24 protein-coding genes are annotated in these 25,431 nt (G+C 51.2%); 12 read left to right on the top strand and 12 right to left on the bottom strand.

Translation table 11 applies throughout. The features are described 5' to 3' along the window. Entirely contained in the window at window positions 1-642 is a 642-nt protein-coding gene (trmB, locus tag Pr1d_RS01135) for a tRNA (guanosine(46)-N7)-methyltransferase TrmB (protein ID WP_148071789.1), read from the top strand. A gap of 13 nt (window positions 643-655) precedes the next feature. On the opposite strand, the gene Pr1d_RS01130 is transcribed toward trmB, so the two are convergent. After that, complete coding sequence (locus Pr1d_RS01130; RefSeq protein ID WP_148071788.1) at window positions 656-2,236, bottom strand: amidophosphoribosyltransferase; 1,581 nt, start codon at window positions 2,234-2,236, stop codon at window positions 656-658. Between the two features lie 173 nt (window positions 2,237-2,409). Here Pr1d_RS01130 and Pr1d_RS01125 point away from each other — a divergent pair, with 173 nt between their 5' ends. Then, window positions 2,410-2,997 carry a Uma2 family endonuclease gene (locus Pr1d_RS01125; protein ID WP_168204991.1) on the top strand — a complete coding sequence of 196 codons (588 nt, stop codon included), beginning with the start codon at window positions 2,410-2,412 and terminating at the stop codon, window positions 2,995-2,997. 11 nt (window positions 2,998-3,008) lie between these two features. Here Pr1d_RS01125 and Pr1d_RS01120 read toward each other — a convergent pair whose 3' ends face one another. The 4 genes from Pr1d_RS01120 to Pr1d_RS01105 form a co-directional block, all read right to left on the bottom strand. Beyond that, complete coding sequence (locus Pr1d_RS01120; protein ID WP_148071786.1) at window positions 3,009-5,339, bottom strand: PVC-type heme-binding CxxCH protein; 2,331 nt, start codon at window positions 5,337-5,339, stop codon at window positions 3,009-3,011. After that, window positions 5,336-6,121 carry a serine hydrolase gene (locus tag Pr1d_RS01115; protein ID WP_210417849.1) on the bottom strand — a complete coding sequence of 262 codons (786 nt, stop codon included), beginning with the start codon at window positions 6,119-6,121 and terminating at the stop codon, window positions 5,336-5,338. Before Pr1d_RS01115 ends, Pr1d_RS01120 begins: the two co-directional genes overlap by 4 nt. Window positions 6,122-6,219: 98 nt before the next feature. Then, window positions 6,220-6,969, bottom strand: a complete 750-nt coding sequence (locus Pr1d_RS01110; protein WP_148071784.1) for a DUF2817 domain-containing protein — start codon at window positions 6,967-6,969, stop codon at window positions 6,220-6,222. Between the two features lie 47 nt (window positions 6,970-7,016). Continuing rightward, a complete protein-coding gene (locus tag Pr1d_RS01105) occupies window positions 7,017-7,400 on the bottom strand; it encodes a DUF2237 family protein (protein ID WP_148071783.1) in 384 nt (127 codons plus the stop codon). A gap of 174 nt (window positions 7,401-7,574) precedes the next feature. Between Pr1d_RS01105 and Pr1d_RS01100 the strand changes: the two genes are divergently transcribed. After that, window positions 7,575-8,600 (top strand): SAM-dependent methyltransferase, encoded by a 1,026-nt coding sequence (locus Pr1d_RS01100; RefSeq protein ID WP_148071782.1) that lies wholly within the window; start codon window positions 7,575-7,577, stop codon window positions 8,598-8,600. A 90-nt stretch (window positions 8,601-8,690) separates the two neighbouring features. On the opposite strand, the gene Pr1d_RS01095 is transcribed toward Pr1d_RS01100, so the two are convergent. After that, on the bottom strand, window positions 8,691-9,398 hold the full coding sequence (locus Pr1d_RS01095; RefSeq protein WP_148071781.1) for an ABC transporter permease: 708 nt from the start codon (window positions 9,396-9,398) through the stop codon (window positions 8,691-8,693). A gap of 215 nt (window positions 9,399-9,613) precedes the next feature. Here Pr1d_RS01095 and ppnP point away from each other — a divergent pair, with 215 nt between their 5' ends. Then, a complete protein-coding gene (ppnP, locus tag Pr1d_RS01090) occupies window positions 9,614-9,895 on the top strand; it encodes a pyrimidine/purine nucleoside phosphorylase (RefSeq protein ID WP_148071780.1) in 282 nt (93 codons plus the stop codon). Between the two features lie 41 nt (window positions 9,896-9,936). Next, complete coding sequence (locus Pr1d_RS01085) at window positions 9,937-10,218, top strand: SelT/SelW/SelH family protein (protein ID WP_148071779.1); 282 nt, start codon at window positions 9,937-9,939, stop codon at window positions 10,216-10,218. A 24-nt stretch (window positions 10,219-10,242) separates the two neighbouring features. Here the strand turns inward: Pr1d_RS01085 and Pr1d_RS01080 are convergent, their stop codons facing one another. The 3 genes from Pr1d_RS01080 to Pr1d_RS01070 form a co-directional block, all read right to left on the bottom strand. Beyond that, window positions 10,243-10,752 carry a DUF6790 family protein gene (locus tag Pr1d_RS01080; protein ID WP_148071778.1) on the bottom strand — a complete coding sequence of 170 codons (510 nt, stop codon included), beginning with the start codon at window positions 10,750-10,752 and terminating at the stop codon, window positions 10,243-10,245. Window positions 10,753-10,851: 99 nt separating this feature from the next. Then, window positions 10,852-11,559, bottom strand: coding sequence for a YqjF family protein (locus Pr1d_RS01075; protein WP_148071777.1), 708 nt, complete (start codon window positions 11,557-11,559; stop codon window positions 10,852-10,854). A 301-nt stretch (window positions 11,560-11,860) separates the two neighbouring features. After that, window positions 11,861-13,765: a sigma-54-dependent Fis family transcriptional regulator gene (locus Pr1d_RS01070; protein ID WP_148071776.1), complete on the bottom strand. Its 1,905-nt coding sequence runs from the start codon at window positions 13,763-13,765 to the stop codon at window positions 11,861-11,863. 332 nt (window positions 13,766-14,097) lie between these two features. Here Pr1d_RS01070 and Pr1d_RS01065 point away from each other — a divergent pair, with 332 nt between their 5' ends. Next, complete coding sequence (locus Pr1d_RS01065; RefSeq protein ID WP_148071775.1) at window positions 14,098-14,922, top strand: enoyl-ACP reductase FabI; 825 nt, start codon at window positions 14,098-14,100, stop codon at window positions 14,920-14,922. A gap of 292 nt (window positions 14,923-15,214) precedes the next feature. After that, window positions 15,215-16,249 carry a hypothetical protein gene (locus Pr1d_RS01060; protein ID WP_148071774.1) on the top strand — a complete coding sequence of 345 codons (1,035 nt, stop codon included), beginning with the start codon at window positions 15,215-15,217 and terminating at the stop codon, window positions 16,247-16,249. Window positions 16,250-16,258: 9 nt separating this feature from the next. On the opposite strand, the gene Pr1d_RS01055 is transcribed toward Pr1d_RS01060, so the two are convergent. Both Pr1d_RS01055 and Pr1d_RS01050 read right to left on the bottom strand, forming a co-directional pair. Then, window positions 16,259-18,016: an AAA family ATPase gene (locus Pr1d_RS01055; RefSeq protein ID WP_148071773.1), complete on the bottom strand. Its 1,758-nt coding sequence runs from the start codon at window positions 18,014-18,016 to the stop codon at window positions 16,259-16,261. A gap of 84 nt (window positions 18,017-18,100) precedes the next feature. Beyond that, window positions 18,101-18,733: a response regulator gene (locus Pr1d_RS01050; protein WP_148071772.1), complete on the bottom strand. Its 633-nt coding sequence runs from the start codon at window positions 18,731-18,733 to the stop codon at window positions 18,101-18,103. Between the two features lie 729 nt (window positions 18,734-19,462). Between Pr1d_RS01050 and Pr1d_RS01045 the strand changes: the two genes are divergently transcribed. The 5 genes from Pr1d_RS01045 to Pr1d_RS01025 all read left to right on the top strand — a co-directional run bounded on the left by Pr1d_RS01045 (window position 19,463) and on the right by Pr1d_RS01025 (window position 23,268). Continuing rightward, the gene (locus tag Pr1d_RS01045; protein ID WP_148071771.1) at window positions 19,463-20,311 is read left to right on the top strand and encodes a sugar phosphate isomerase/epimerase family protein; all 849 of its coding nucleotides are present in this window, start codon (window positions 19,463-19,465) and stop codon (window positions 20,309-20,311) included. Window positions 20,312-20,466: 155 nt separating this feature from the next. Continuing rightward, on the top strand, window positions 20,467-20,898 hold the full coding sequence (gene arfB / locus Pr1d_RS26580) for an alternative ribosome rescue aminoacyl-tRNA hydrolase ArfB (RefSeq protein WP_148071770.1): 432 nt from the start codon (window positions 20,467-20,469) through the stop codon (window positions 20,896-20,898). A gap of 336 nt (window positions 20,899-21,234) precedes the next feature. After that, complete coding sequence (locus tag Pr1d_RS01035; protein ID WP_168204990.1) at window positions 21,235-21,699, top strand: hemerythrin domain-containing protein; 465 nt, start codon at window positions 21,235-21,237, stop codon at window positions 21,697-21,699. Window positions 21,700-21,874: 175 nt separating this feature from the next. Further along, window positions 21,875-22,615 carry a UvrB/UvrC motif-containing protein gene (locus Pr1d_RS01030; RefSeq protein WP_148071768.1) on the top strand — a complete coding sequence of 247 codons (741 nt, stop codon included), beginning with the start codon at window positions 21,875-21,877 and terminating at the stop codon, window positions 22,613-22,615. A 296-nt stretch (window positions 22,616-22,911) separates the two neighbouring features. Next, entirely contained in the window at window positions 22,912-23,268 is a 357-nt protein-coding gene (locus tag Pr1d_RS01025) for a carbon storage regulator (RefSeq protein WP_148071767.1), read from the top strand. On the opposite strand, the gene Pr1d_RS01020 is transcribed toward Pr1d_RS01025, so the two are convergent. After that, the gene (locus Pr1d_RS01020; protein WP_148071766.1) at window positions 23,261-25,354 is read right to left on the bottom strand and encodes an esterase/lipase family protein; all 2,094 of its coding nucleotides are present in this window, start codon (window positions 25,352-25,354) and stop codon (window positions 23,261-23,263) included. The genes Pr1d_RS01025 and Pr1d_RS01020 overlap by 8 nt on opposite strands. Window positions 25,355-25,431: the final 77 nt, after the last annotated feature.

The following is a 25,431-nucleotide window of genomic DNA, read 5'->3' as shown; positions in this document are numbered from 1 at the left end:
ATGGGCCGTAGAGCGCTTCCCAAACTCGATCCGCAGCTCAATCTGTCAGCGAACTTTCGAACGCTGGAAGAATTGCCGCAGCCTTGGAATCCTTCCGAATTATTCGCAATGGATGCCCCCCTGGAGATTGAAGTGGGGAGCGGCAAGGGCCTATTTCTGCAGAATGCCGCCCTCACCTGTCCGGAGCACAATTTTCTTGGCATCGAGGTGGCACAGAAGTATGCACGCTTCACAGCCGCACGGTTGGCCAAGCGAGACCTTCGCAATGCACTGGCCGTTCATGGTGACGGTTTGCGGTTATTGCGTGAGATAGTCCCCGACAACGCCCTCTCCGCAGTGCATGTCTATTTCCCCGACCCCTGGTGGAAGAAGCGACATCATAAGCGGCGGGTGCTGTCGGAACCGTTTCTCGCTGATGTTTACCGAACTCTTGGCCCACAAGGAAAGCTTCATTTTTGGACAGATGTGAAGGCGTATTTCGACGCTACATTGGAGTTAATCGCCGCACACACTGATTTTGAAGGTCCTCTTGCAGTGCCGGAGAAGCCGCCCGAGCATGACCTGGATTTTCGTACTCATTTCGAACGACGTACACGTCTGAATGAAGATCCCGTGTATCGTGCCGAGTTTATCAAAGAATAGAACAGAGACTCGACTAGTGGCTCTTGGCCACTTCATACGTCCGGACGGAGTCGTCACCGTGATTTTCTATGTTCTCCAATGCGATTTCGTAGAGTTGCTGGCCACAGGGGGTCGGATATTCACCCGTGATGCATGCCCGGCAGAGGTGATCTGCCGGTTTAGCGACTGCCCTGGCAATCGATTCTACAGGCAAGTAGCGGACCGAGTCCGCACCGATTTCGGCAGCCATTGCCGCAAACATCTCGTCCGAGCTTTGATTTGGTTTGCGGAATGAGGGGGCAAACAGTTCGCTGATCGTCGACATGTCGATGCCGTAAAAACAGGGGGCAATAATCGGCGGGCAGGCCACCCGGACGTGGATTTCTCGCGCCTGGCCCACATCCCGGATTTTCGAGAGGAGCACTCGCATGGTGGTCGATCGCACAATGGAATCCTCGACCAGAATAACTCGTTTGCCAGCCAGCACTTCAGGGAGTGGTGTGTACTTGATAGCTGCCTTGGCAACACGATCTCGCCCTCCTTCGATGAAAGTGCGGCCCGAATAACGATTACGTATCAGCCCTTCGATGCTTGGAATCCCCAGTTGATAGGCCATTGAGTCGGCTGCCGCCTTGCTGGTATCAGGAACTGGTACAACAATCGTGTCGTCATCCATCGGCAAATCTTCTAGCCGGGCAAGCTCTTCGCCGAGGGCTTTGCGGGCAAGGTAGACACTGCGATCATCGAGCGTACTGGCGACGTTCGAGAAGTAAATCCACTCAAAGAAACAATGAGCCCTCTCGGAACTCTCGCAGTATTGCTCAATCTTGATGCCCTCATCAGTAATGGTGATTGCATGTCCCGCTTCGAGCGGTTTGATGGAATCGGACTTGAAACCCAGATTTACGAGTGCGACACTTTCACTGGCTGCGGCAAAGAGCGGTCCCTCGATGGCGTAGCACATGGGCTTGTTGCCCAAGGGATCGCGTGCCACGAGCATCTCGCCCTGGGCGTTGAGGAGGGCTAAGGTATAGGCACCGTCGAGCCGTGTAGCCAAATTCCGCATCATGTCGATCAACGGTATTCGCCGATCTCCGGAAAGCTCACGGCTGATTTCATGCATGAGAATCTCAGTATCGGTTGCACGAGCGAGATGGTGGTCGTCCTCGGCAAGTAATTTGTCGCGCAACTGAGCGTAGTTAGCAAGTTGCCCATTGAAAGCGAAGCTAAACCATTTAAGTTTCTGAAGATGGTGTCTTTCGAATGGTTGTGCGAAACTGCAATCCTCGCCCCCGCAGGTGGCATATCTGACATGGCCAATCGCTGCCCTGCCAGCGTATTCTCGCATTAAGTTCTCTGCCTTGCCGCGATGATTTAGCCGAAACACCTGCGTGACAGGCCCCAACTTTCGGTAGGTGTCAATGAGCTGGTTACGGTGGGGATTGTAAGTCGTGAATCCCGCGGAGAGTTGCCCGCGATTCTGAAGATCGAGCAGCATTCGCGGCATGAGCCGTGAAACTTCCTCGGGTCCCTGGGGGGTGCAGAGAGGGCTCGCCGGCTGGCCCGGCAGATGGTAAATCGCCGCAACGCCACACTCGTGAAAGAGTTCGCTCATAGTTGAAGGGGCAGAGAGAATGGGGTGAGTGGGGCAATTCCGTTGGCACAAGTGAATTCTATGCTTTGAGAGGCTAAGCCTCAACCGCCGGATTGGGACCGAATCAGAAAATGCTTCTCTCCGTTGTTGATTCAGTATTATGCCCTCAACCCCTGGCGTGTTATAATTCAGCCATGTCCACCATGCCTCTATCCATCGCTGACATTCCCCCGTTTCTTCCGGTGAGTCGCTTCACGACTGAGAAGTACCTGCACATGGTCGACGCAGGAGTCTTAGGTCCAAGCGATAAGGTAGAACTTATCGGAGGAGTCGTTGTTGATATGTCACCTGCTGGAATACCTCACAATCAGTTTCTGATTTATATAGTTGATCTGTTTGCGCCTCTCTTAACGGATTTTCAAGTAGCCATTCAAGCAACACTTCCTCTCGATGACGGAAATGTATTCGATCCTGATTTCATGCTACTCCGTCGCAAAGCCGAGGGCTACAAGCAGCAATATCCCCAGCCCGAGGATGTCCAATTATTGATAGAGGCTTCCGGTTCTTCCTTGAAAAGGGACCGAGAGGTAAAGCTCCCTGTTTACGCCGCAGCAGGCATTGAGGAGTACTGGATCGCCGATCTAGACCAGCAAGCGGTGATTGTCCATCGGGAGCCCAAAGGGATAATCTACCATGCTATCGAATCACGCAGCAACGACGACATCCTCTCGCCTCTTGCGGCCCCTGATTTCTCGCTCACCGTGCGACAGCTCTTTGAGTAAGCAAACTGGGATTATTTACCAGCCTCAGCTTCCGAGACCAAAAACGTAACCAGATCACGTAGATCTTGGATAGACAAATTCTCTGTTAGTCCGTCTGGCATGATCGAAGTACTCGCAGGCTCCCGATGGGCGATCAATTCGCTGGGAAGTACAAATGTCTTGCCGCCGGTGTCAGAATAGGGTTCCAACCCATCGTCGCCCGCCTTTGGGAGCCGTAAGCCGACAAAGGTTTGCCCTTCATCTGTGACTAGAATCCAAGGCTGGTATTGCGGGGCAATTTCTCGGCTCGGATCGAGAATCGAAGTGATCACTCGCTCGCGAGACATCTGCTTGCCAACCTGGGAGAGATCGGGGCCAATGTTTCCACCACGTCCTTCAAAGCGATGGCAAACGCTGCACTGAGGGCCGACCGGGCTAAAGAACAGCCGTCGTCCCGAGTCAGCGTCTCCAGGCTCGGCCAGCAGATCAAACCAAGCCTGCAAATCACCGGCCGAGGGCTGTTCCTCTGGGAAGACGCTACCGAGACCGCGAAGCCGCAAGATTCTCTCGGCTTCCTTTCGTAGAGTAGTATTCTTACTCGTCGAAAGAGCCTCAAACAGGTTTCGATGCTCATCAAATTCTGCCGCCAGTCCATTCAAAGCCTCGATACGAATATCCAGGGTCTGTTCCGGATCATTAACGATTTCCTCCAACACGGGTAATCTATCAGGAGTCGATCGATCAGCGAGCGATCGAACCGCTGCTAGCCGCAATTCGTTGGAATCCGAATTCAGGAATTCACGGAGCTTGGATGGCGTGAGATGCTGGTAGTCGGGGGAACTGAGGCTCAAGGCCAATGCGCGAGTTTCTGCACTCCTCTTCGGATTCTCGAGTTCTTGGACCAGCAATTCATCGGCGATACCTTGTTGCCGTTGCTTTGGCTCTCGACTAAGCCAATCAATGGCTCCCAGTATCGCCAAATAGTAACGCTCACTGGGAGGCGGCTCGTCCAACAGGCGTTCTAGATCAGGCAGCAACTCCGTAAGGCGTTCTTCGGCAATCCACCGCACGGCAAACAGCCGAATTTCGGGATCGCTACTTACCAGGGCGTCGCGAAGAATCCCGGGTAGTTCATCCTTAAGTATAGAACCGTTCCATCGCTTAGAGTGCAGGCTTACCAGCTTCGGCGGCACCGGCTCAGGCCGTTCATTGAGCGGCGCAAGCGTTGTCTGCATCTCTGGTGGGAGTTCCAATCGCCAAAGTCGCCCTTTACCATGCACGGGATAACTGCGGTCCACCCAATCAGCAAAGTAAATCGAACCATCCGGAGCAACTGCCATTCCCGTCGGTCGAAAATCGGCATCCCCCTGTACCACGACAGTCAGCTGAGCAGCGTAGGTGCCATCTTTCTGCGGTGTGAGTTGATATCGCTCAATTCGGTGGTCACCCCAACTGGTTACCCAGAGATAGCCGCGATGATAGAGAATTGCCGTAGGTGCTTCCCCCGTGCCACAAACCATCGGTAGCGTTCCCGGGAGTTCTCCATTCCAGGCTTGCAGGGGATGTACACCCGCCCTGCCGTATTCGAAGCGGTGGCCATAATCACCCGATGGCAATACGTTGATCAGCCGGCAAGGGGGGCTGGCATCGGGATCGTTGTCAACGCAAAAAAGCTCCCCTGCGGCCATGCACAGCGAAAAGGGATTCCAAAACCCATCGGCCCAACGAGTGAGCTCCGATCCATCTAATTTGCATCGGTAGATTGTACCCACTCCTCCCGAATTCTTGATCCGCCGACCATCACTTCCGACGATCTCATAGTCGCCACCAAAGTTTTCACCGACCCCCAGATAGAGAATGTCTCCGTGAATGAAAATCCCGCTGAGTCCATTGTGCGGATAATCAATATCTGTTTCGATCTTGGCGACGCGTTCATTCTTGTCGGATTTGCCGTCGCCATCGGTGTCACGTAGAAGAAGCACATCATTTCGGGTGACTAGATAGACTGCATCGTCATCTCGCACGGCCACGTTCATTGCATGGCGAAACCCTTCAGCGAAAGTTTGCCAATGGTCGAAACGGCCATCGCCGTCGGTATCACTCAGTCTCCGCAGCCGATCGCCTTCAGGTCCCTCGTAATTGTCGCCGCGTTGATGGGTGTGCGATTCGACGACGAGCAACCGGCCCTGGTTGTCAAATGTTACCCCAATCGGAGTAACGATCGCAGGTTCTTCAGCGACAAGCTCCAACTTGCAACCGTCGACGAGACAGCGTGGCTCACCACCACCTGAGTTCGGTTGAAACAAACCAAACAACAGGACCCAAGCTAGGCATCCATTGAATTCGTTTCGAAGGAGAATCATTCTTTCTCGATCAGTCTATTGTGGATGCACTTGGCCATCTCGGTGAATACTTGGTTGAATTCATTCTCCGAGCCTTCCTTACCCATAAAAATCATCACATACGGTTGCCCGGGTAGTTCGACAACTGCCCATTCAGTGGCTACTCCAGGAATCGCACCCGGTTTGGAGGCTACTGGTATCTCGGCAGCGATGGCTTTGCGGATCGCCGTTGATTTTGGCTTGCGTAACATCGCCAACAGTTCATTGCTGATTTCTGGATCAATAAACTTTCCTTGTGCCAGTAGACGCATAACCCGACATGCCTCTTGAGGAGTCGCAACATTTTCCTCCCCCCGCGCGCTGGCAGCCGTATCCATCATGAGCCGATTCAGGCGAGTTTTACGCAATCCTAGAGAATCCATACGTCGGTTCACGCTTTCCATTCCCACCAAGTCGATCAACATATTTGTTGCCGTATTGTCGCTCAAGACGATCATCAATGTGCAGAGGTCTGCCGTATTAAGTTGAGAACCACCATCCGTGAATTCGGAAAGAATGCCACTCCCACCTACCTGATGCTTAGCAAGAATTGGATGCAGTGCATTCCAATCGAGTTGCCGCTCTTCTCGCTGAGCTAGAACTTCCATCAGAAGTGGAATTTTGATCGCACTAGCTTGCGGAAACGCTTCATCCCCCAAGTGAGAATAAAGCACCTCTCCGTTTACCAGAGCGACGTGATAGCCAATTGTACCTGGGACGCTTTGCGCAAGTTCAACCAGTCGTTGTTCCGTGGACGATTGCACTGGTAGTTCCTGTGCTGTAGCAATAGGAAGAATAATTAGGCAGCAGAGACCACTGTGTAGCGAGGCTAGTGCTAGTGCAACTAGTGTCCACAAGAATCTCATTCGGATTTCTCGGACTCACGGAATTGCATTGCGGCAATGAGCGATTTTCCATAGAGATCCCAGAGGACTTGTGGATCTTTGCCTGCTTCTTTGGGTAGTTCCAAGGTGATGATGGGCTTTCTCATCGATTCGCCGACAAAAGAGCCCAGCGAACCCGGAAGTCCCCCCAACTTCTTTACTTGAAGTGGACACTCGCCCGCCATGGACGTAGCCAATTCAAGCGCTGGACCATCGTAATCAATACATTCCAGTGGCTGGTGAATGCTTATGATACGGTCAGGGAAATGATGGGCAATCGCCTGTAACAACGCACGAGATTCAGGTTCGGATAGAGGAGACTGCCCATGTAGCGAAATTTCACCTTTGTCCCAATTGCCCGCGGGGAAATTGCGATTGAGATCGACTCCTCGTGAATTGAAACGCGCGTTTGCCGTCATGCCATCTGGATTCGCCACTGGGATCAATACTACCTTGTGACCTGTCAACTCGACTGGATGATTCATCAGCCAGTCAGCAAATGCTGTCAAGAGCGGCGTCCCGGCAGCCTCATTGCCATGGATCGTTGCCAGTACGAGCAACACATCGGGACCGTCTCCGTAGACTTCGCACTGAATTGGCTTGCCGAGAAAAGAGTGCCCGATAGTGGATCGCTGGACCGCTGCCTGCTCAAGTTCTTGAGACAAAGCTTGAGGAATCGCAAGGCACGCGACTGTAAACAGGAGTGACACAATTGTAGAAGAATTCATAACGTCAAGATATTCACCCAGCCTTTTCGTCTGGTTTAATTCGACACCTATTCACCCTGTGCCGGTTCCTGAACCGCATGATCCTGCAAGTCTTCTAGGTCGGCAAACTCAAGAGTCGAGATATGCGTCGATTCCAGCACCACCTGTGGAGCCATTCCAGCTTCCAGGGCTTCTTTCCAACGTGGCGCACAGAGGCACCAGCGATCTCCGGGCGATAGGCCAGCAAAATCATAAAACGGATTGGGCGTGCTGAGGTCGTTGCCCACGGCTTTTGAGAATTCCAGGAATTCTTCCGTAACTTGCACGCAAACCGTGTGGAGCCCCATGTCGTCGCGACCAGTGCGGCAACAGCCATCCCGATAAAAACCGGTGAGCGGATCGAGCGAGCAAGGCTGTAATTCGGTTCCTAGGACATTCTTGGGCTGGGACATGGCTAAATACCTTGGAAGTCGGGGGAGAATTTGACAGTGTTGGCGATTCTGCTAATTTACTCACCCCGAGCAGACAAAGCCAGTGTTTCTTTGGAAGACGATTTCAATTCGCGACATTCTGACTATGATGAGTGCCTACATGTCGTCGAATAGGTCTCAACAGGGGTTCAAATTGTGAATTTTTTGGCACGCAAAGTTCTGAATGTCTGCGAAGCAGTCCCCTATGGCGTCTCCTATGCCTGGCTGAACGACAAGATTCGGTCCCCTGAGCCACTCAATGAGGAAGCAATTTGGCAGGAAATTACAGGGCCGCTCCCCGCAGCAGTGCAGTTTGTACGCGATCATTGGCCCCTGCGGCCACTCCGATGGGCGCTGCTCTCGGCCAAAATGAAGCAAGACCATCTCTTGGGAATTGCTGAACATTACGACGTATCGAACGAATTCTATGAATTGTTCCTCGACAAAAAGTACATGTTCTACACGTGCGCCGATTTTCATCGGCCAGATGAGACCATTGAAGAAGCCCAGCAAAATAAGGCTGATTTCATTCTGAAACTGATCGACCCGCAACCCGGTGAGAAAATCCTTGAACTCGGTTGCGGTTGGGGCGCCATGCTCAAGCGACTCTACGAGCATACCGGGGAAAAAGAGAATCTGCATGGCATCACTCTCTCCCAAGAACAGGTCACCTACAACGAGCAGCACAACGGATTCAACGTCTCATTCGACAATTTCATCACCCGCGACTACCAGCCCAATGAATACGATGTGATCTATTCCATCGGTTCATTTGAACACGTAAGACCCAATGAGATCGAATCTTTGAGTAAGAAATTATTCGATGCCTTGAAACCCGGTGGTCGAGCAGTTCACCACTTTTTCTGTCGCGTCCCCCCTAAGCTCTTCGCAACGGCAATCTGTTCGCAAATCTATTTCCCCGGCTCGATCGGAAGCACCTACAACGAATGGCTTCATGCCTTCGAGGGCGCCGGCTTCCGTATTTCCCATCGCTCGATCCATGACTACCGCCCTACCCTGCGTGCCTGGTTTGATAATCTGGTCGCAAACCGCGAGCGGGCCCTCCAGTTGGTCGACGTGCAAACCTACAATCGCTACGTGACTTTTTTCCCCTCGTCTTATCGCTATTTCGACGACGGCAACGGCATGCTCGTCCGCTGGGTGATGCACAAGCCGGGGTGATGGCGATCGGAATGGCGCTAGCCGCGCGTATCGATCATTTACCGATGACTAGCGACATTCCACCCGATCGATACAAACTACTTCGATTCGTCATTTATGATTGATTTCCGCTTTTCCACGTAGCATCGCTAGAAAACTTGCTGCGGAAATACCCCCTGCCCCAAATACCATACACATCACCATGATCTGATAGCGAGCAGCAATGACCGGTGATTCCCCGGCAAGAATCTGTCCCGTCATCATCCCAGGAAATGAGACAATCCCGACCGCGAGCAGTGAATTCGTCAGGGGAATCAGCGCTGCCCTCATGGCTCGGTGGCGGGCCTGCTCGTAGTCGATCTCCAATGCACACTCAGACAGAAATCGCTCGGCAGCAATGCTAACCGTGTTCATCGAATTGGCAAAAATCATCCCTCCCAGGGGAATCAGTTGCCGTGGCTCAAACCAAGGATCGCTATCCAGCACTCCCTGGGTAATTAACGCCAATGTTGCTACACTCCCCAAGCAGATCGCAACGAAGGCCTTGAGAAACAATCGTCCCCGGACTTCTTGCACTGGTCCCAGTGAGATCCAACTCGCCGCGGTGATCATCAATGCCAATGTAGCCATCACAATCGCCGCGTGGTCAGTCTCAAAGATAAATGTAAGCACATATCCCACCGCGAGCAATTGAACCAACATCCGCATAACAGCGGTCACGGTTCTGCCCGTAGGTATCGACCAGCGTGCCATAACGGCAAATACGACTAGGACTGGAAGAAACGAGAGTGCCAAACGGCCATAGGTGATGGTTTGCATAGCAAGCGTCCAAAGATAAATGATCGGAAACAGGCCCCAATATACCAGATCAATCCCCTACGGACTGGTCGCTTCCCTGTCCTGAACTCGTTCGAATCCGTCGAAGGACAGCGACCAGTTCCCCCCCACCCCATCCTGGACGGACTCCCCCGAATAGGTACAATCTCAACTCGCACGAGATTCAACAGTTATTCTTGCTTAGAGAGCTTGCGCACATGCTACAAGTGAATGAATACTTTGACGGCAATGTGAAATCAATCGCATTCCAAACCAAGACCCTCCCCGCCACCGTTGGAGTTATGGCCATTGGCGAGTACGAGTTTAACACCTCGAAGAAAGAAACCGTCACGGTCGTAAGTGGTACTTTGACCGTAAGGCTCCCCGGCGAAACGAAGTGGATAGATTTCTCCGCCTACGAGTCGTTTATCGTCGCCGCCAACGAGAAGTTCCACCTCAAAGTTGCCGAAGAAACCGCCTATCTCTGCACCTACGAGTAGGCTCCCCATTTCGGACGGGACACTTTAACGACCAGCAAATCATGGCCTCCCACCATATCGAAATCCACTACTGTACTCAATGCCGCTGGCTACTTCGCGCCGCCTGGATGGCACAGGAACTGCTGACCACCTTCGAACAAGAAATCACCACTCTCACCCTCAAGCCAGGGGCCGGCGGCATCTTCGAAGTCCACGTTGATAGCAAACTCATCTGGTCGCGCACCCAGCAGGGCCGCTTCCCCGACATCAAAGAACTTAAACAGATGGTACGCGACAGCATCGCCCCAGATAAGAACTTGGGACATTCCGAGCGGTCGGCCTAGCCGGATCCCACAGGAGAGCGCGTCCTATTCCTGTACTTTCGAATGCGGATAATCAAAATACAAAAGCGCAAATCCAATCACGGGCAAAAAAATATCTGACCACAACATGATGCCCGCGTTTCCAGGCGCGTAGTTGTGTTTGGTTACGATTTGATAAATGTGCCCAATGGCAGCACCCCACATGAATAGCGCCGGCCCGAGAATGGCCGCCAGCCGAAAATGATAAGTGCTGCGATGGGCCAGTAGAGCAACTGCAGCAAATCCTAAACTGGCATAGCCCACTTCATACTGAAAGGGACTATTATCCCACCCGATAAATGCCGCCGCCCTCTCAGCAAAGAAAACGTGCATGACAAAGTTATAGAGAAAACAAAGTCCGATCGCAAAGAATAGGTATCCTGCCAGAAACCGGTCCACGACCTCATAGGACGACTTGGGGCGACTTACAAGCAAGGACGATCCCGACACGATAAGCCCGATCACCAAAAACGTGAGCGTGAAATTGCTCAGTACGAATGTGATGAGTGCAGTCATGTTGTCTCCAAACGGTAACGTTCTACCACCCAACTTTCGGACTGGTTGCTTTCATGTTCTGGGCCAGTCAAATACGAGCGACCAGTGGTTTCAACAGCCCTATAACACCTTGCACCCCGCATAAATTTCCACCGCCGACCCCTCAGCCAAAAACGCCGAAGTTGGCGTCCCTGATAGTGCTTCAGCAAACTCGGCCCCATAGAACTCATTCACCTTGCAGTCCAATACCGCTGATCCAGTTTGCCTGACTCTCCATCGCGGGTGCGCAACCCGGTACTCGCTTGTCGATCCATCACGACGCGCCGTATAACCCCAGTAATGCTCGGTAATAAATTCCTCCTCGCTCCCCTCTGCGGGTAGCTCGGCATCCCCGGTCACATCAATCGCCAATCGCTGCCAGGCTCCGTCGTACCACCAGGAGTATTCTACTTTACTGGGTTTGATAACATGCCGCATCGGCAGGCACACAAACTTCTCCTCATAAAGTTTACGAGCGATCCAGGCGACTGCACGCCGGGGAACCACTTCTCTAATAAACACCACACCGCGCCGCCATCCCTCCGCAGCTTGATATCGCACGTAAAAACGCAGATTCACTTCCGCAAACTGCCGGTGACCCGGGATGGCCAGTCCCTTGATCCGAGTATCGTCGTAGAGAAACCCGACCATGCTCACATAATGCCGATGGTTGAACGAATCAAGTTCCGTGTGAGGTGGCACGAAGGATCTCAATACTTGGGGATCGATCTCATAATTCAACATCGCCAAGTAAGACCACCGTGTTGTCAGAAAGGGTGTTTTAGTCATAAACGCCTAACCGAGCAAAGAAGCCAATATTAACAAGAAGGTCATCCGTGACGTTTCGTTAGCCTCAATAATGACGCATGTTGCATCAAGAGGGTTCTTCGTGGCGCGGGCTTCCAGCATGTGATTCCAAAAACTGTCAGGCAGGGTGTCTTCCCCACGGAATCGCCCTGGTTGCAACCAATAATGAGTGTTTGGCCACGGACAGTCACGGATGAAACACGGATGTGATATAGAGTGTTATCTTATCTGAATTTCATCCGTGTCGATCTTTGGTTAAATCTCTCCGCCTGAAGCAACAAAGCTATGAACCTTCACCCTCATCGTCTTCCTCGCCGATCCCCATCTCAAGTTGCTTCAACTTGCGATACAAATTCGAGCGATGGAGATTCAGACGTTTGGCAGCCTTGCTCATGTTGCCTCCGGCGTTATCAATTGTCTGCTTAATGTATTTCTGTTGAAAATCACGCGTCGCGTCGGCCAGGGAGGCGTTGAAATCAAAATGCAGCGCGTCCCCCCCTGCCCCGGCGTTGATAAACGCCAGGTCGTCGGCTTCGATGCGGTCCCCCGTAGTAAGGTATGCCAACCGTTCCATGAGATTGCGAAGTTCACGAATGTTGCCGGGCCACGGATGTTCGAGTAGTTTGTTCTTTGCCGATGGAGAGAACTGTGGTTTGCTTCGCCCCATATTGCGACAGAAGGTTTCCAGGAAGTGATCGGAGAGCAGCAACACGTCGTCGCCCCGTTCCCGCAAAGGGGGCAATTCAAGGCTCACCACATTAAGCCGAAAGAACAGGTCCTCGCGAAAACGCTTTTCACGCACCATTTTCGCCAGATTCTGATTCGTGGCGGCGAGAATTCGTACTTCGGTATGGATCGTTTGCGAGCCTCCAACCCGCACAATGGTCTTGTCTTCCAGAACCCGCAGCAGCTTGGCCTGTCCGCTGAGACTCATGTCTCCTATCTCGTCGAGAAACAGGGTTCCTCCTGTGGCGAGTTCAAACTTGCCAGCGCGGGTCTCATGGGCATCGGTAAAGGCACCTTTTTCATGGCCGAACAATTCGCTTTCGAGCAAGGACTCAGTGAGTGCCGCGCAATTGACGGCAATAAAGGGTTGGTCACGGCGCCGGCTGAGGTAGTGGATCGAACGAGCAACAATTTCCTTGCCCGTGCCATTTTCTCCTAATACTAGGATAGCGAGGTCCGTATCAGCAATACGCCGAATAGTCGAGCGGACAGCCCCAATGGCGGCACTTTCGCCGATCAGCTGCAACCCCTCGGCTGCTTCTTCTACCAGCAGTTGATGTTTGGAAAGAAGTTCTTCCCACTGTTGTGTGTTCTCCAGGGTGACGGCGGCATGGGCTGCCAACTCGATCAGACCTTGTTCATCTTCGTCGGTGAAAAGCCCTTCATTCTTATTGAGGACTTCAAACGCACCCATACACTGTCCTTGAGGGCCAATGAGTGGCACACAAATAAGAGTACGCGTGGTGTAGCCAGTCTCCTGATCGATCTTACGGTCAATCTGGCTGTCATCCATCCCACCACCTACTCGACGAGGTTCGCGAGTTTGAACCACATGGCCGACGATTCCCCGATCGTCAGGAATTCGCAGTTCGCCATCTGCCTTAATTCCCAGGGCAGGTCGTCCTACTAGCATCTTGTTCGCTTTGTCCCACAGAAAAATGCTGGCTCTATCGGCATCCAACAATTCGGTTGCCGCGTTGGCCATCGCTTCGAGCAGCGACTGCATGCACTCGGATTGCCCCCAGGCGTGCGTTATTTCCAGTAGTTTTTCCAGGCGAAGGATTCGTCGTGTTCGTTGCTGACGCTGCTCGACGAGTTGATGAATCAAAGTCAAAGTTCCCTGCAGTCCCTTACACTTGTCGTCGTCAATGGACCCATTCAACAGCAGCACTTTCTTCTGATCGAGCGGCAAAGCAATCCAACTTCCTGATCGAGCGGGAGCAAGCCTGTCGAGAGCCTCTGCAGCGAGTTCTGCTGGTATCTCCTTAGGAACCTCGCCGGCCTGGCCCTTCCGTCTCCACTCTGGGGGAACCGATTGCAGTACAACTAGGCTCTCAACTTTGAGAATCTGCCGCACGACTGGCAGTGCCTTTTCCCAGAACTCCCCCGAAGAAGAGGAGTTTTCGACCTGCTCCAGCAAGAGGAGGGAGAGTTCGTAGTTTTGGGAGAAAGGTGTTGTCATGATTAGTACAGTAGTAATAGAGTTGGAATCGAAAGCGACTTGTTTGATCAAGAGTAGTCAATACGACATCATTGTTGTCTGCCAATGAGTTATCTTATAGATATCATTTTTATTAGTCAAATCGATCTGCTATGTAGGCCCACTGACAACAAATAGATACAGTCCTATGTAATGTCCAAAATCCTGCAGGAAATCCTACGGTTCAGGTCAATTCGGCCCCTATTGGCAAAGGGTACTGGGGTGTTATTCTGCTTCCGACAACTGTCGCGTAAGGCATGCAGTAGCCAATTTTTAACTCACAAGCAGATTGATATTGAGTCGAGGAGTTCGTAATGGGCGTATTTGCGGGAAAAAAAGGACTGATTACGGGAGTATTCAACAAGCAATCGATTGCTTGGGCGATAGCTGACCGCATCATGGGCGAAGGAGCCGAGTGCGGTTTCTCCTACATGCCCGACAAGCCCGACGACACTCGTCAGAAGAATCTCAATCGCGTCCAGAAGCTCACGGATGGGAATCCCCAAGTGAGGTTTCTTCAGCCAGTGGATGTGACAAACGATGAACATATCCAGGCTGTGATGGATCGTTGTGGGAGCGAGCTTGGGAAGATCGACTTTCTCCTTCACGCGATTGCTTTTGCCCTCCCGGATGATCTCAAGGGAGACACAATTGCCACCAGTCGCGCGGGGTTCAAGTTGGCGATGGACATCAGTGCCTACAGTTTGATTGCCTTGGCTAATGCTGCTCAGCCAGTGCTCAATGATGGAGCTAGCATTCTCACCCTGACTTACTTCGGCGGTGAGAAAACGGTCCCCGGTTACAATGTGATGGGAGTATGCAAGGCAGCCCTCGATTCGATAGTCAAATATCTGGCCTATGATTTGGGCCCTCGAGGAATTCGCGTCAACGCTTTGAGTGCCGGCCCTCTACAAACCATTTCTGGCCGGGGGGCGGGAGTCGACGAGATGCTGGGGCTTTACGAAGCCATGGCTCCTTTGGGACGCAATATTACCCATGAAGAAGCTGGCAACAGCGGCTGCTTCCTGCTCTCAGAAATGTCCTCGGGGATTACAGGCGAGATACTTCATCTCGATGGCGGCTACAACTCTATGGGATCCCCTGGACGTCTCATCGATAAATTCCGTGCAAAGCAGTAATTGCTCACTGTGAAGCACCTATTGCTAGCTGCATTTTGCGTTCTTCTTCGATTCGCTCTAGATGAATCAGTCGGCAGCTTGTAAAGTTTGCCCGCCGTCGACGAAGGACAGTACATCGATGGCATCCCCGTAACCCTTACAAGTCCGATCGATCCAAGTTTCTAATAGCGCCAACTAGTTTGGTTCTGACAACGCGCGTCAAGTATGATGCAGTTGTAGCGCCTTATCATATGCTATTGAACTTTGATTCCCCATTGGACTCAGAGAAGTCCTCCTAACCCAAGGTGTGAGCATGGACGCTCGTTCCCATGGGGCCGCTTGGTCCGCAGCCATTGTTTTACTCGGCTTCGCTCAATCAACACTATTCGGTGCCGCTGGGTATCGCACAGCCAATTTCACAGTCGACGCCCCTACACCGCAGTTGGCCCGTGAGATTGGCGACACGGCTGAACTGTGGCGCAAGCAACTTTCCCTTGAATGGCTGGGGCGTGAATTGCCAAATTGGCCGCAGCCCTGTCCGATCAAGGCTCAAGTCGCCACCGGAATGGGAGCGGGCGGTGCCACGAGCTTCGTTTTCGAAGGAGGTAGAGTTTTTGGCTGGAGGATGAATATCCAAGGCTCCAGAGAACGCGTACTCGATTCCGTGTTGCCTCACGAAATCACACACACGATCTTTGCTAGCCATTTCCGTCAACCCTTGCCGCGCTGGGCCGACGAGGGGGCATGTACTACGGTAGAGCATCGCAGCGAAATCGAAAAGCAGGAACGAATGTTGATCGATTTCTTACAGCACAATCGAGGCATCCCCTTCGACCGGATGTTCGCTATGACGGAGTACCCTCAGGACGTACTTCCTTTATACGCTCAGGGACATTCGCTTGCACAGTTCTTGATTTACCAGAGAGGCAAGCGGGAGTTCCTCGCTTTTCTCGAAGACGGACTTCGAGATGGCAACTGGCCCCGGGCGCTTCACCAGAGGTATGAGTATCGCAATCTAGTCGTGCTGCAAAGTTCTTGGCTCGATTGGGTGAGGCAAGGCCGACCTGCACTTGAACTGGCAAGCAATGTAAGTCCTTCAGCAAATGCTGTCGTGCGCGGGCAAGATCCAGCTTCGGCTCCGCAGCAGACTCCAAGGAGATCAAACGGGTCCAAGTCAAATCCTTGGGCGTCACTAGCACAAGACACACCAGTCACTCCAACGCCAATATCCTCTTCCGGCCCGAAGGATTGGCCTGTGCAAGACAACGAAGTTGCTTCTGTCTCGCAGGCACCAAGTTCCCAGCCAAGCATTTACGAAGCACTCAGTCGTGATGCAATGCGTCGCTAGTACAGAGTCCTACTCTTCGACTGATTTCGCCTCTGGATCGTTCTCGGCGACGGGAACGAGACTACCCCAGTCAGCCGAAAAGTTATGCTCACACTTAGGACAACGAACGCCTTGACCGAGAAACTTGGTCGATACGTCTTTGCCGTGAGAACAATTTGGACAGACGATGTGGAAACGTAGTGTGCCGTCTTCCTTTAGTTTCGAAAAGATCTCGATCGGTACTCCATCGAACTCAATATCCTCTGGTTCAAGCGTCGAAAGTTGTTCAACAGTCAGTTCGACAATACCGACAATTCGATTGGCCATCAAGCGGATAGCTTGTTCGAAGAGGTTCCGAGCTGTCCGCCCGTTACCGAAGAAACGAGTCCGACGAGCATAGAGGTAGTCAAAACCAACAATCACCTTTGCTCGTGTTAGTGGTTGAAGCGCATAGCGGTTCTTGTCACACATGAGACCAAAAATCTGGGCAAGTTCCAATGCAGTGTAATCAACGAATTCCAGGTTTCTGCTAAAACGCGACGACAAACCTGGATTCGAGTGCAATAGGATCGCCATTTCAACCGGATACCCTGCTAGGATAACTACTAGTCGCTCGCGGTCATCCTCCATTCGTTTTAACAGCGTTTGTACGGCTTCGTGACCAAAAGGATCTTCACCGGAACTAGCGATCAACGTATATGCCTCGTCGACAAACAGGACACCGTCGAGTGCTTCGTCAATTCGTTGATTCGTTTTGGGGCCCGTTTGGCCGGCATATTCTGCCACAAGGCCAGAGCGATCGGTTTCGACAAGATGACCTTTCTTGAGGATTCCCATCGCGCCAAAAATCTTGCCGACAATACGGGCCACTGTAGTCTTTCCTGTGCCAGGATTGCCGCCGAAAACCATGTGAAGACTTAAGTTGGTAGCCGGAAGTCCCGCCTGCTCTCGTTGGTTTTGAATCTTCAGGAAATTCGTTAAGGTACGCACTTCCTCTTTGATATTCTCCAGGCCGATAAGCCGGTCTAGCTCTGCTAGTGCGTCCTGCAGTTGCTCTTCCGGTGACGTCTGCGTCTCCGTTGGCCCGGCAACTTCTTCTGAGATTCTTATCTTGCTTTTCTCACCGGGAAACGCTTCTTGCTGAGTTGATTGCGCTGTCGAACTACTGTGGGTCGTATCAGGTATGTTCTTGGCGTCTCGCAGAATTTTCTCAACCGCCTCGATGCGAGCCTCGCGCTCTTCTTGATGTTGGGTAGGTTCATCGATCGGAATTTGGCGCAGATGTCGTTGAAGCTCGTCCTGTATCATTTTCAATCGCATTGCTTCTTTTGGCTTCAAAGGACCATCTGCCCTGGCGACGATATTGGCTAATCGCGTGACGATGGTTTCTAGTTCACCCACCCTTTCACGCAGCGGAACAATCTGATCAAACGGCCTCACGAGTGCATACCATTTGAGTGAAGTCGCTTTCTCAGACATCTCCTGGAGGGCTGCCTTGAGCTGGTCTTCCTTCAGCCACTCGCTCCACAAGTGAAAAAGCAGGACCTCACCCAGGAATTTTTCGTTCGTACTCCACCGCCTATCCGCTTCACAGATTGTGACAAAAACTTTCACCACCAAAGCGCGATGGAGGTCGTCCATCAATTGCACGAATCCCGTCTCGGTCTTGGGCACCAAGTTTGGAAACTCCCGGACGCAGAGTTCTCCACTTGAGACGTAGAGATCTCGGCATTGGCCGAGCAGCTGGCGAAACTGGGAGGGAAGGTCGGGAAATTCGAAGTTTGGCATCCCGGTATTATCCGGCTCTTGGTTCGTCAGACAAGGTGCCAGATAGAAATCAATGGTATTGATTCGGATAGGAGCAAAATGCGTTCAGACTAAGCCATTTCGCACCGCCCATACTGCGGCCTGGGTACGATCAGAGACGCCGAGTTTTCTTAGAACGTGTTGGACGTGTTCCTTGACTGTTTCATAGCTAATTGACAAGGCTTGCGCGATTTCCTTGTTGCTGAGTCCTAAGGCTAATTGCTTGAGGACTTCATTCTCCCGTTTTGTGAGCGGAACATCTAGTGCGTTTTCTAAGCGCGCACTAGACAGCGATCCGGATACTGCACGCAAATCATCTCGACTCCACAACGACTCACCAGAAGCTCCAAGCCTGATGGCTTCGATAAGTTCTTCTCGCGACGAGGTCTTCGTGAGATATCCTATCGCACCGAGAGCGACTGCCCTCGCGATGTAAGTCGGGTTCCTATAAGCACTAAACATAATGACGGGAGTGTCGGGGAATTCGACTCCTAGTTTAGAAAGACAGGCCATGCCATCGAGTTCAGGCATGCGTACGTCCAAGAGAGCGACATCGGGGCGATGCTTTCGGGCTAACTGTAATGCCTCGGTGCCATCGCATGCCTCAGCAACAACAGCGATATCGGTTGTACTCAGCATTGCCGTGATACCCGCCCTTACCACCGCATGATCGTCGGCTATCAGAAGGCGGATCGACATTTCATTCACTCCGGCAAACCGGGCAGTAGTCAGAAACGACTTGAAAAGCCACGTCTTGTCAACAAGGGCTAACCTTACCGATGAACCTCCATGTCAGAAATGCGGCCAATTCCGCTTCGGTCGCTACGTCTGCTTGTGAAAACGAATATCTAGAAAACCGTATCGAAACAAGATCCCTAATTCCAATTGCCGGAGTTAATTTGAGCGTTGGCTCAGTTTCATCTATCAAAACCATCTGCCCACAAAACTAATTTGCCAAATAGGTCCATACCAATCTGGTGTTTTTCCCAATTAGTTATGAGCGAGTAGGAGTCTTTCTGCTAGCAAAGCGTGCTAACTAAATCGAAGTAAACGCGATGTATTCTAGCTAACAGTTTAGCACGAATTGAGGAGAGGCAATAGCCTGCCGCCTACAATCTCTTTAGGGGCCATGGATAAGATTAGGAAAGTAGTTTCAGGATTTTAGGATTAGCTCCATGCCACTGGGAACCTGTCACACTAAGAGCCTGGAATCGGCCAGAGAGTTGAGGTTCTTCGAAATTGCGACACCCCTGATGGCCAGGTTTTTTTATGCTCAGTTCAAGCTTTACACCAATCAGTCGATTTAGCATACTCAGCCAGCCTGACAACGGCACTTTGAAAAACCAAAGTAGAACAGAATTGATAAACAGGCACATTTGGTCTTCGGTTTTTTGACCGAGATAGCGAAACCTAGGAGTCGAATTCAACATGAATCTCAGTAGTGCTCAAAAGGTTTCCCGATTATCGATGAGTGAGGTAACCACCTATCGTTGGACTTTTGAAGAAGACATCCGACGGTATCTAGCAGCAGGATTTGAATCGATTGGAGTTTGGAGGCAAAAGCTAAGTGATTATGGAGAAGAAGAAGGGATAGATCTATTAGCGGCTAGTGGCTTGGCGGTATCTAATCTTCTTTGGGCTGGGGGGTTCACCGGCAGTGATGGTCGAAGTTTTTGCGAAGCAGTCGAGGATGGTTGCCATGCTATTCGCTTAGCCGGGGCCGCAAACGCTGGCTGTTTGATTGTCTATCCTGGAGGTCGGAACCACCATACTTTTCGTCATGCAGAAAGACTGTTTCGATTGGCGCTCGATAGTATGCTCTCACTTGCTGAAGCAGCCGACGTGACGCTTGCAATCGAACCGATGCATCCTGCTTGTGCGCGGGAGTGGACATTTCTAACAGATATTGAATCTACGATTGCGTTTATCGAGAGCATTGGTTCTCCCAATCTGAAACTTGTTTTTGATACGTACCATTTTGGCCACGACTTGGCATTGATCTCCAATTTGCGAGAAGTTGTGCCTCACATCGCTCTTGTGCAGCTAGGAGATAGAAGGGAACCTCACTGTCCAGATCGTCAACGTTGTCCACTGGGAACCGGTCTAGTTCCACTACGTACCCTTCTGTCTGAATTGCTCAACGCCGGATACACGGGCGACTATGATATTGAGCTTGCTGGACAAGGATTTGGACCCGCCAACTACCAACATTTAATAGAAGATAGTCGATTGCGATTTGAACGGCTTGTGCCCTCTTTGAGCAATGCAGGATCATGATATATCATCGTTGAGCTAGGGGTTCCAAATTGGAAGTTGGGACATCGGAAATGTTTCACTATTTCTAAACCGTCCGATCGGCGATTCTGAACTACTTCTGAGCATGTCACTTTCTAGGTTCTCGAAGAGTTCGCCAGCTGTTAGAGTGCAGTGCCATGGCTCGGTCACTAATTGTCAACTCGCGAATCACAATTCCTGCAACAGAATTAGCTGCAACTTTTGTTAGAAGCTCTGGTCCGGGGGGGCAGAATGTAAATAAAGTTAATAGCAAAGTAGTATTGCGATGGAATATATCAGATTCAACCGCCCTCCCTCCTGAGGTCAAGTCTCGATTCCTTCAGCAGTTCAGTTCTCGAATTAGCCAGTCAGGCGACATCCTGATTTCCAGTGACAAATATCGAAACCAGGCCCGCAACCTGTCGGATTGCTGCGAAAAGCTTCGCCAGCTTCTTCAAATTGCCCTAGTTTCTCCCCGAAAAAGAAAAAACACACGGCCAACAAAAGCATCCGTCGAGAGACGCTTGAGGAGCAAACGCGAAAAATCATCGCGTAAACAGGCCCGCCAGTTTAAAGCCGGCGAAGAATAGATTGACAGGAATTACACAACTCCAATTCTACTAAGGTTTTAAGTATTGTTTCGAAGTGGAATTCGTGTCATCGGGAGTTGTCAGTTACTTGTCAGGACGGTCTGAATGTAGTTAGAATTGTTAGGCTGCTCGCACTAGGTGCATTCCCAAAAAGTCCTAGGTGCCGAGTCGAGATTTTCAATTTTTACTTCTCTTCTTTTCATTTGGTTGGCAAAGTTTTTGCTTGGGATGTGCCTATTTGACTTTGCACCGATCGCTTATAAGGCCAAACGCTGCTCACTGCGAGCAGGAGGCATGAATAACACTCACGGGTTGATATGAATGGAGGATTCGTCAATGCACTTGATCGATTCAAAAGCACAGGCAAACGCGGCTTGGATGGAGCACCAGATATTGGACCACGTGAAACAAGCACTTAGGGTCACTTTAGGTTGGAAGGTTCCCTCGGAAGGAATACCTCGCAAGCTGTCGAGCGTCCAATTCACCCTCAAGTCGTTTCAAAGGCACTTGGAAAGATTAATGAATCTTGAAGAACAAGATGGTTACATGGCAATGGTTGGCGAGATCAAACCCAACATGCAATCTCGCGTCGATCGATTGGAACGAGAGCACGATCAGTTTCGACTGGCTCTCGACGATTTAAATCCTCGATTTGAAGAGATTACCGAATTTGACCCGGGCGGGATGGATCGGTTGTGTGAAGACGTATACTCACTCTTGGACCAAATTGATCGCCACGATAAAGAAGAAACCGATCTAATTCAGGAAACGCTTTTATGTGACGAAGGTGGGGAAGGTTAGCGAAAGTTCCCATCTAGTAAATGTTGCTGTCAAGTCGCTGGGATAGTCGTTTTCGAGAAATTATCGGTCCACATTTTTTTGCGGGACTGGTTGCTCAACGAAGACACATTTGGGTTATAATTCTGGTAGTTGATACGGTATTCCACTCTAGATTATACCCCAGTTCCCATTAACGATGCCAAAACGCATCCAACATCTTGATCGGTACCTTTCTGATTGGCCATTTGTTCCCGGGCAAGTGATGGTGAGAGAGGTGAAAGGTTCCGACGGACGGCCGCTCTTGCAGCTGCGCGTAGATATGGGGATCATTCAGTTGGAGGTTTCTGGACGTCCCGATGGGGAGAAGCCCGAAGGTTTCGATACCTATTATGACAGCCTGCTCTCTCAGTCTTTTGCAGATGGTCCGGCATTTCAGTTAGATCATGATAGCTGTCGAGAAATTGATCGCGAATTCTATCAGTTCTATCATAGGCGAGTCTGCTGGCTAACTCTGAATCGCTATGACGAGGCCGTTCGTGATGCCGACCATACATTGGCGCTCATGGATTTCAGTACGGCCAATTCGCCGGACCCCCATTGGACACTAATGCACGAACAGTATCGTCCTTTTGTCATGTTTCATAAGATTCAAGCTTTGACTTTGATTCAATTGGAAAAGTCGAATCACCGGGGCGCTGTCGAAGCGATCGACGAAGGATTGTCGGCGTTGCAAAAACTGTTTGATGCCCATTCCTCGGCTGAAGAGAGTGATGAAGATACGTTGCTGGATAAACTGCGAGATATGAAGAGTTCAATCGCAAAGCACTATGATGTTGGCCCTTCTCTGGCCGAACAACTTGCCCAGGCTATTGCCTCTGAGCAATATGAACTGGCCGCAAAACTCAGAGATCGTTTAGACAAAGGTCCCCAGAACTGAGCGAAATGTCGGTAACTCCTGTATCTCAACGCTACCAATGGCCAGCGCTGTTCCGTCCACGACGGAAATCTCATTCTGACTGACAGACTTACAATTTCTTTGCACATGCGTGAGCCAGCAATCCATGTGCCACAAAGTGCTAGCAGTGCAAAAAGCCTTATAGGACAGCCAGATACGGCGAATGTCAGGTTGGTTTCGCACAAATGGCATATCCTGTGCGTAGTATGCTCGTGTGTCACTTCGACACCAACTTCTCTGGAACAGAAGCTTATCTAAACAAGCAACGGGAGTGCAAAATGTTAGTCTTAACACGGAAGCAAAACGAAAAGATTAAGATCGGAAATGACATCACTATCACTGTCCTGCGAATGAAAGGCAAGGGCGTACGTTTGGGAATCCAAGCCCCTGAAGACATGAACGTACTGCGGGGCGAATTAGTTTTCGATATCGAAGATGACTCGCTTGAGCAGGAGGTGCGTCAAAATGACTCGGTTCTCGAACCGAAGACAGTCCCAACGGGAGGCTCATCAGGGAATATGACTTCTAACCGGTTTTGCCCCTCGTCAACTTGGTCGAGTGAATCGTCCCAGACGGCAGAAAGAACTTTGTCGAAAACGCAATCAGGAAACTGCCAGGTTAGTTGGTCTATTTAGCAAGAATAGGAGTTGCTTCTTGGGCAATCTCAGAATCAATATTGGAAGTTGATGTCGGTAATGGCAATTCTGATTGGATTCTGGCCTCCCGGATAGATTGCTGTGGAATTGAGACTTGATTAATTTGATCACCGTAGGTGTAATTGCGTATTTCAGCCACCTGCTGCAAGAGAATTCGACGGACCTCAAGTATGCTTTGTGGATGTCGATGTACTAGAGAGTGATCCGCCGGCACTACGATTTGCGACTCGGCATTTTCTAATCGAGCACTTTCGAGAGTCACGACGCCGTCACCTTTGCCACTGGAAAACCAACTTGCGATTCCTTCGGCGGGCAATTCACCCATGATGTTGTTGTACTTAACCCACGAGCTGCAGTGAGCAGTCAACAACACCGGTAACAGAGGAGACTTGGGTTCAAGCGAATCGATACTGGTATTTATATCCAGCGGAGCGTCCTTGCGAAAGAACCCTGGGTTTCGTGCGATGAGTTGATGTTTTCCTTGCATGAGCTTTGTGGGAATGCGAATGAGTTTTCTGCCAAGCCATCGGGTTGTGTCATTGGCAAATTCGCTCCCCCGATGAGGTGTTCCGATTGTAATCACGCGGCGAATCGAGGGATTGGGGTCAAAAAAGAATGTTTGTGCCAGTCCTTCGCGTAATTCTTCATCGGCCTGCAACTCAGAAAAGGGGTGTTCGCTAAGTGTGGACCAGAAGTCATTGCCGCTATCCACCGTCTGCAACTTAGAAACAAGTCCACCCATGCTATGGCCGACCAATATCGTTTGATCAAGTGCTGGAAAACGGCCTTCGGGATCGACTTTCTGTCTCATGTCAGCAAGGTCTTCTCGCATCTGGGCCGCGCTGAACCAGAATGGCTGACCTGTGGGATACAGGTAAAACCAGAATTGGTAATGCTTCCGTATTTGCGGATCACTGCGGAGGTCGTTAAACATTTCCATCCAGGTGACTGGACTCGACCAGAGACCGTGCACCATTAAAACGGGGATCTTGTCTTCTTGAAAAGGTTCAAGCATATACAGCCCCTGAACCTGTTTGACTTTCTCAGGCTTCAAGAGTCCCAAGGTGGAGAGGCGTGTGTCGTCCAATGCAGGCTGGCTGAGCGTATGTGCCAGAGGAGTGCTTAGATCCGTCTCCAGCGGGACATTGTGACTTGCTACCTGGACCATCGGTTGGTTGAGTGGATCAAAGAGTTCCAAGACGGCAGTTTGGACCGTACTCTCGTTGGCTGCTGCCAGGTTAACACGCAGAAACGCAGTAACGGGAAAGGAGAGATCCTCGGGATAATATTCTTCACGGGGATCTTCTCCCTCGTGCTTGCGGCGCACCGCGATTAGTGGAACGCCCAAGCCGAAGTTGTGATAGTGATTACGTAATCCATGCACTTCGTAATCAGTGACAAACTCGAAATGATCGATGTCGTCGGCGTGCCAATCGTTACTCTGCAGGCGCACTTCGAGCCGGCAGTCGTGATTCGCTGTTTTGATATGTTGCGTGGTGCCGGGTTGCAAGGAGTTTTGTTCTTGGACAATCCGGAGGGTCCCTTCTAAAGCCGCATTGTAGAGATCACATGCGCGGCGGAATTCAGGATCGTAGGGGTTGGATACGGTCGCATACTTCTCGTCGAAGAGATAACTATAGGAATGCAACACGGCAGCACCATAGTACTCTAAAGCTTTTTCTGAATGCGAGCCTCTTTCGGCTCGTTTGCCGACGACGTAGGCCAATTCTGCTTGGGCGTAGACGTTCTCGCGATTAGGACTCCGTTTTTCAATCTCGCCTAGTTTGACGAGCAACTCTCGGCGATCACCTTCCAGATCTTCATGCAAGTTATAGCGACGGAGCAGTTGGAGAGTTCGCTCGGTCGGTTTGGGGCCTTGTTTGGTTAGTAGTCCAAGGGACTCGGTGAGAGGATTGCGAGGAGTGGAACGCAGAGCTACCCATTTGTTGGTTGAGGTAGCACAACCAGTTACCAGGCAAAACAGCAACAGCAATACGAACGATGAGCGACACTGCCCGGGCGGCTGCCGTATCGTTGCGGGTTGGATGGCTGGTTTTTCCTGCAAAGGAATTGTCCCCGGAAAAGGCTGGCGAAGCCTGTGCGCAGAGGCGCGCACGGGCCTAGAAACCGGGGCGAAGACTA

Origin of the sequence: Bythopirellula goksoeyrii, assembly GCF_008065115.1 — a bacterium.
Lineage (GTDB): Bacteria > Planctomycetota > Planctomycetia > Pirellulales > Lacipirellulaceae > Bythopirellula > Bythopirellula goksoeyrii.
This window is presented reverse-complemented; position numbering and strand designations above follow the sequence as displayed.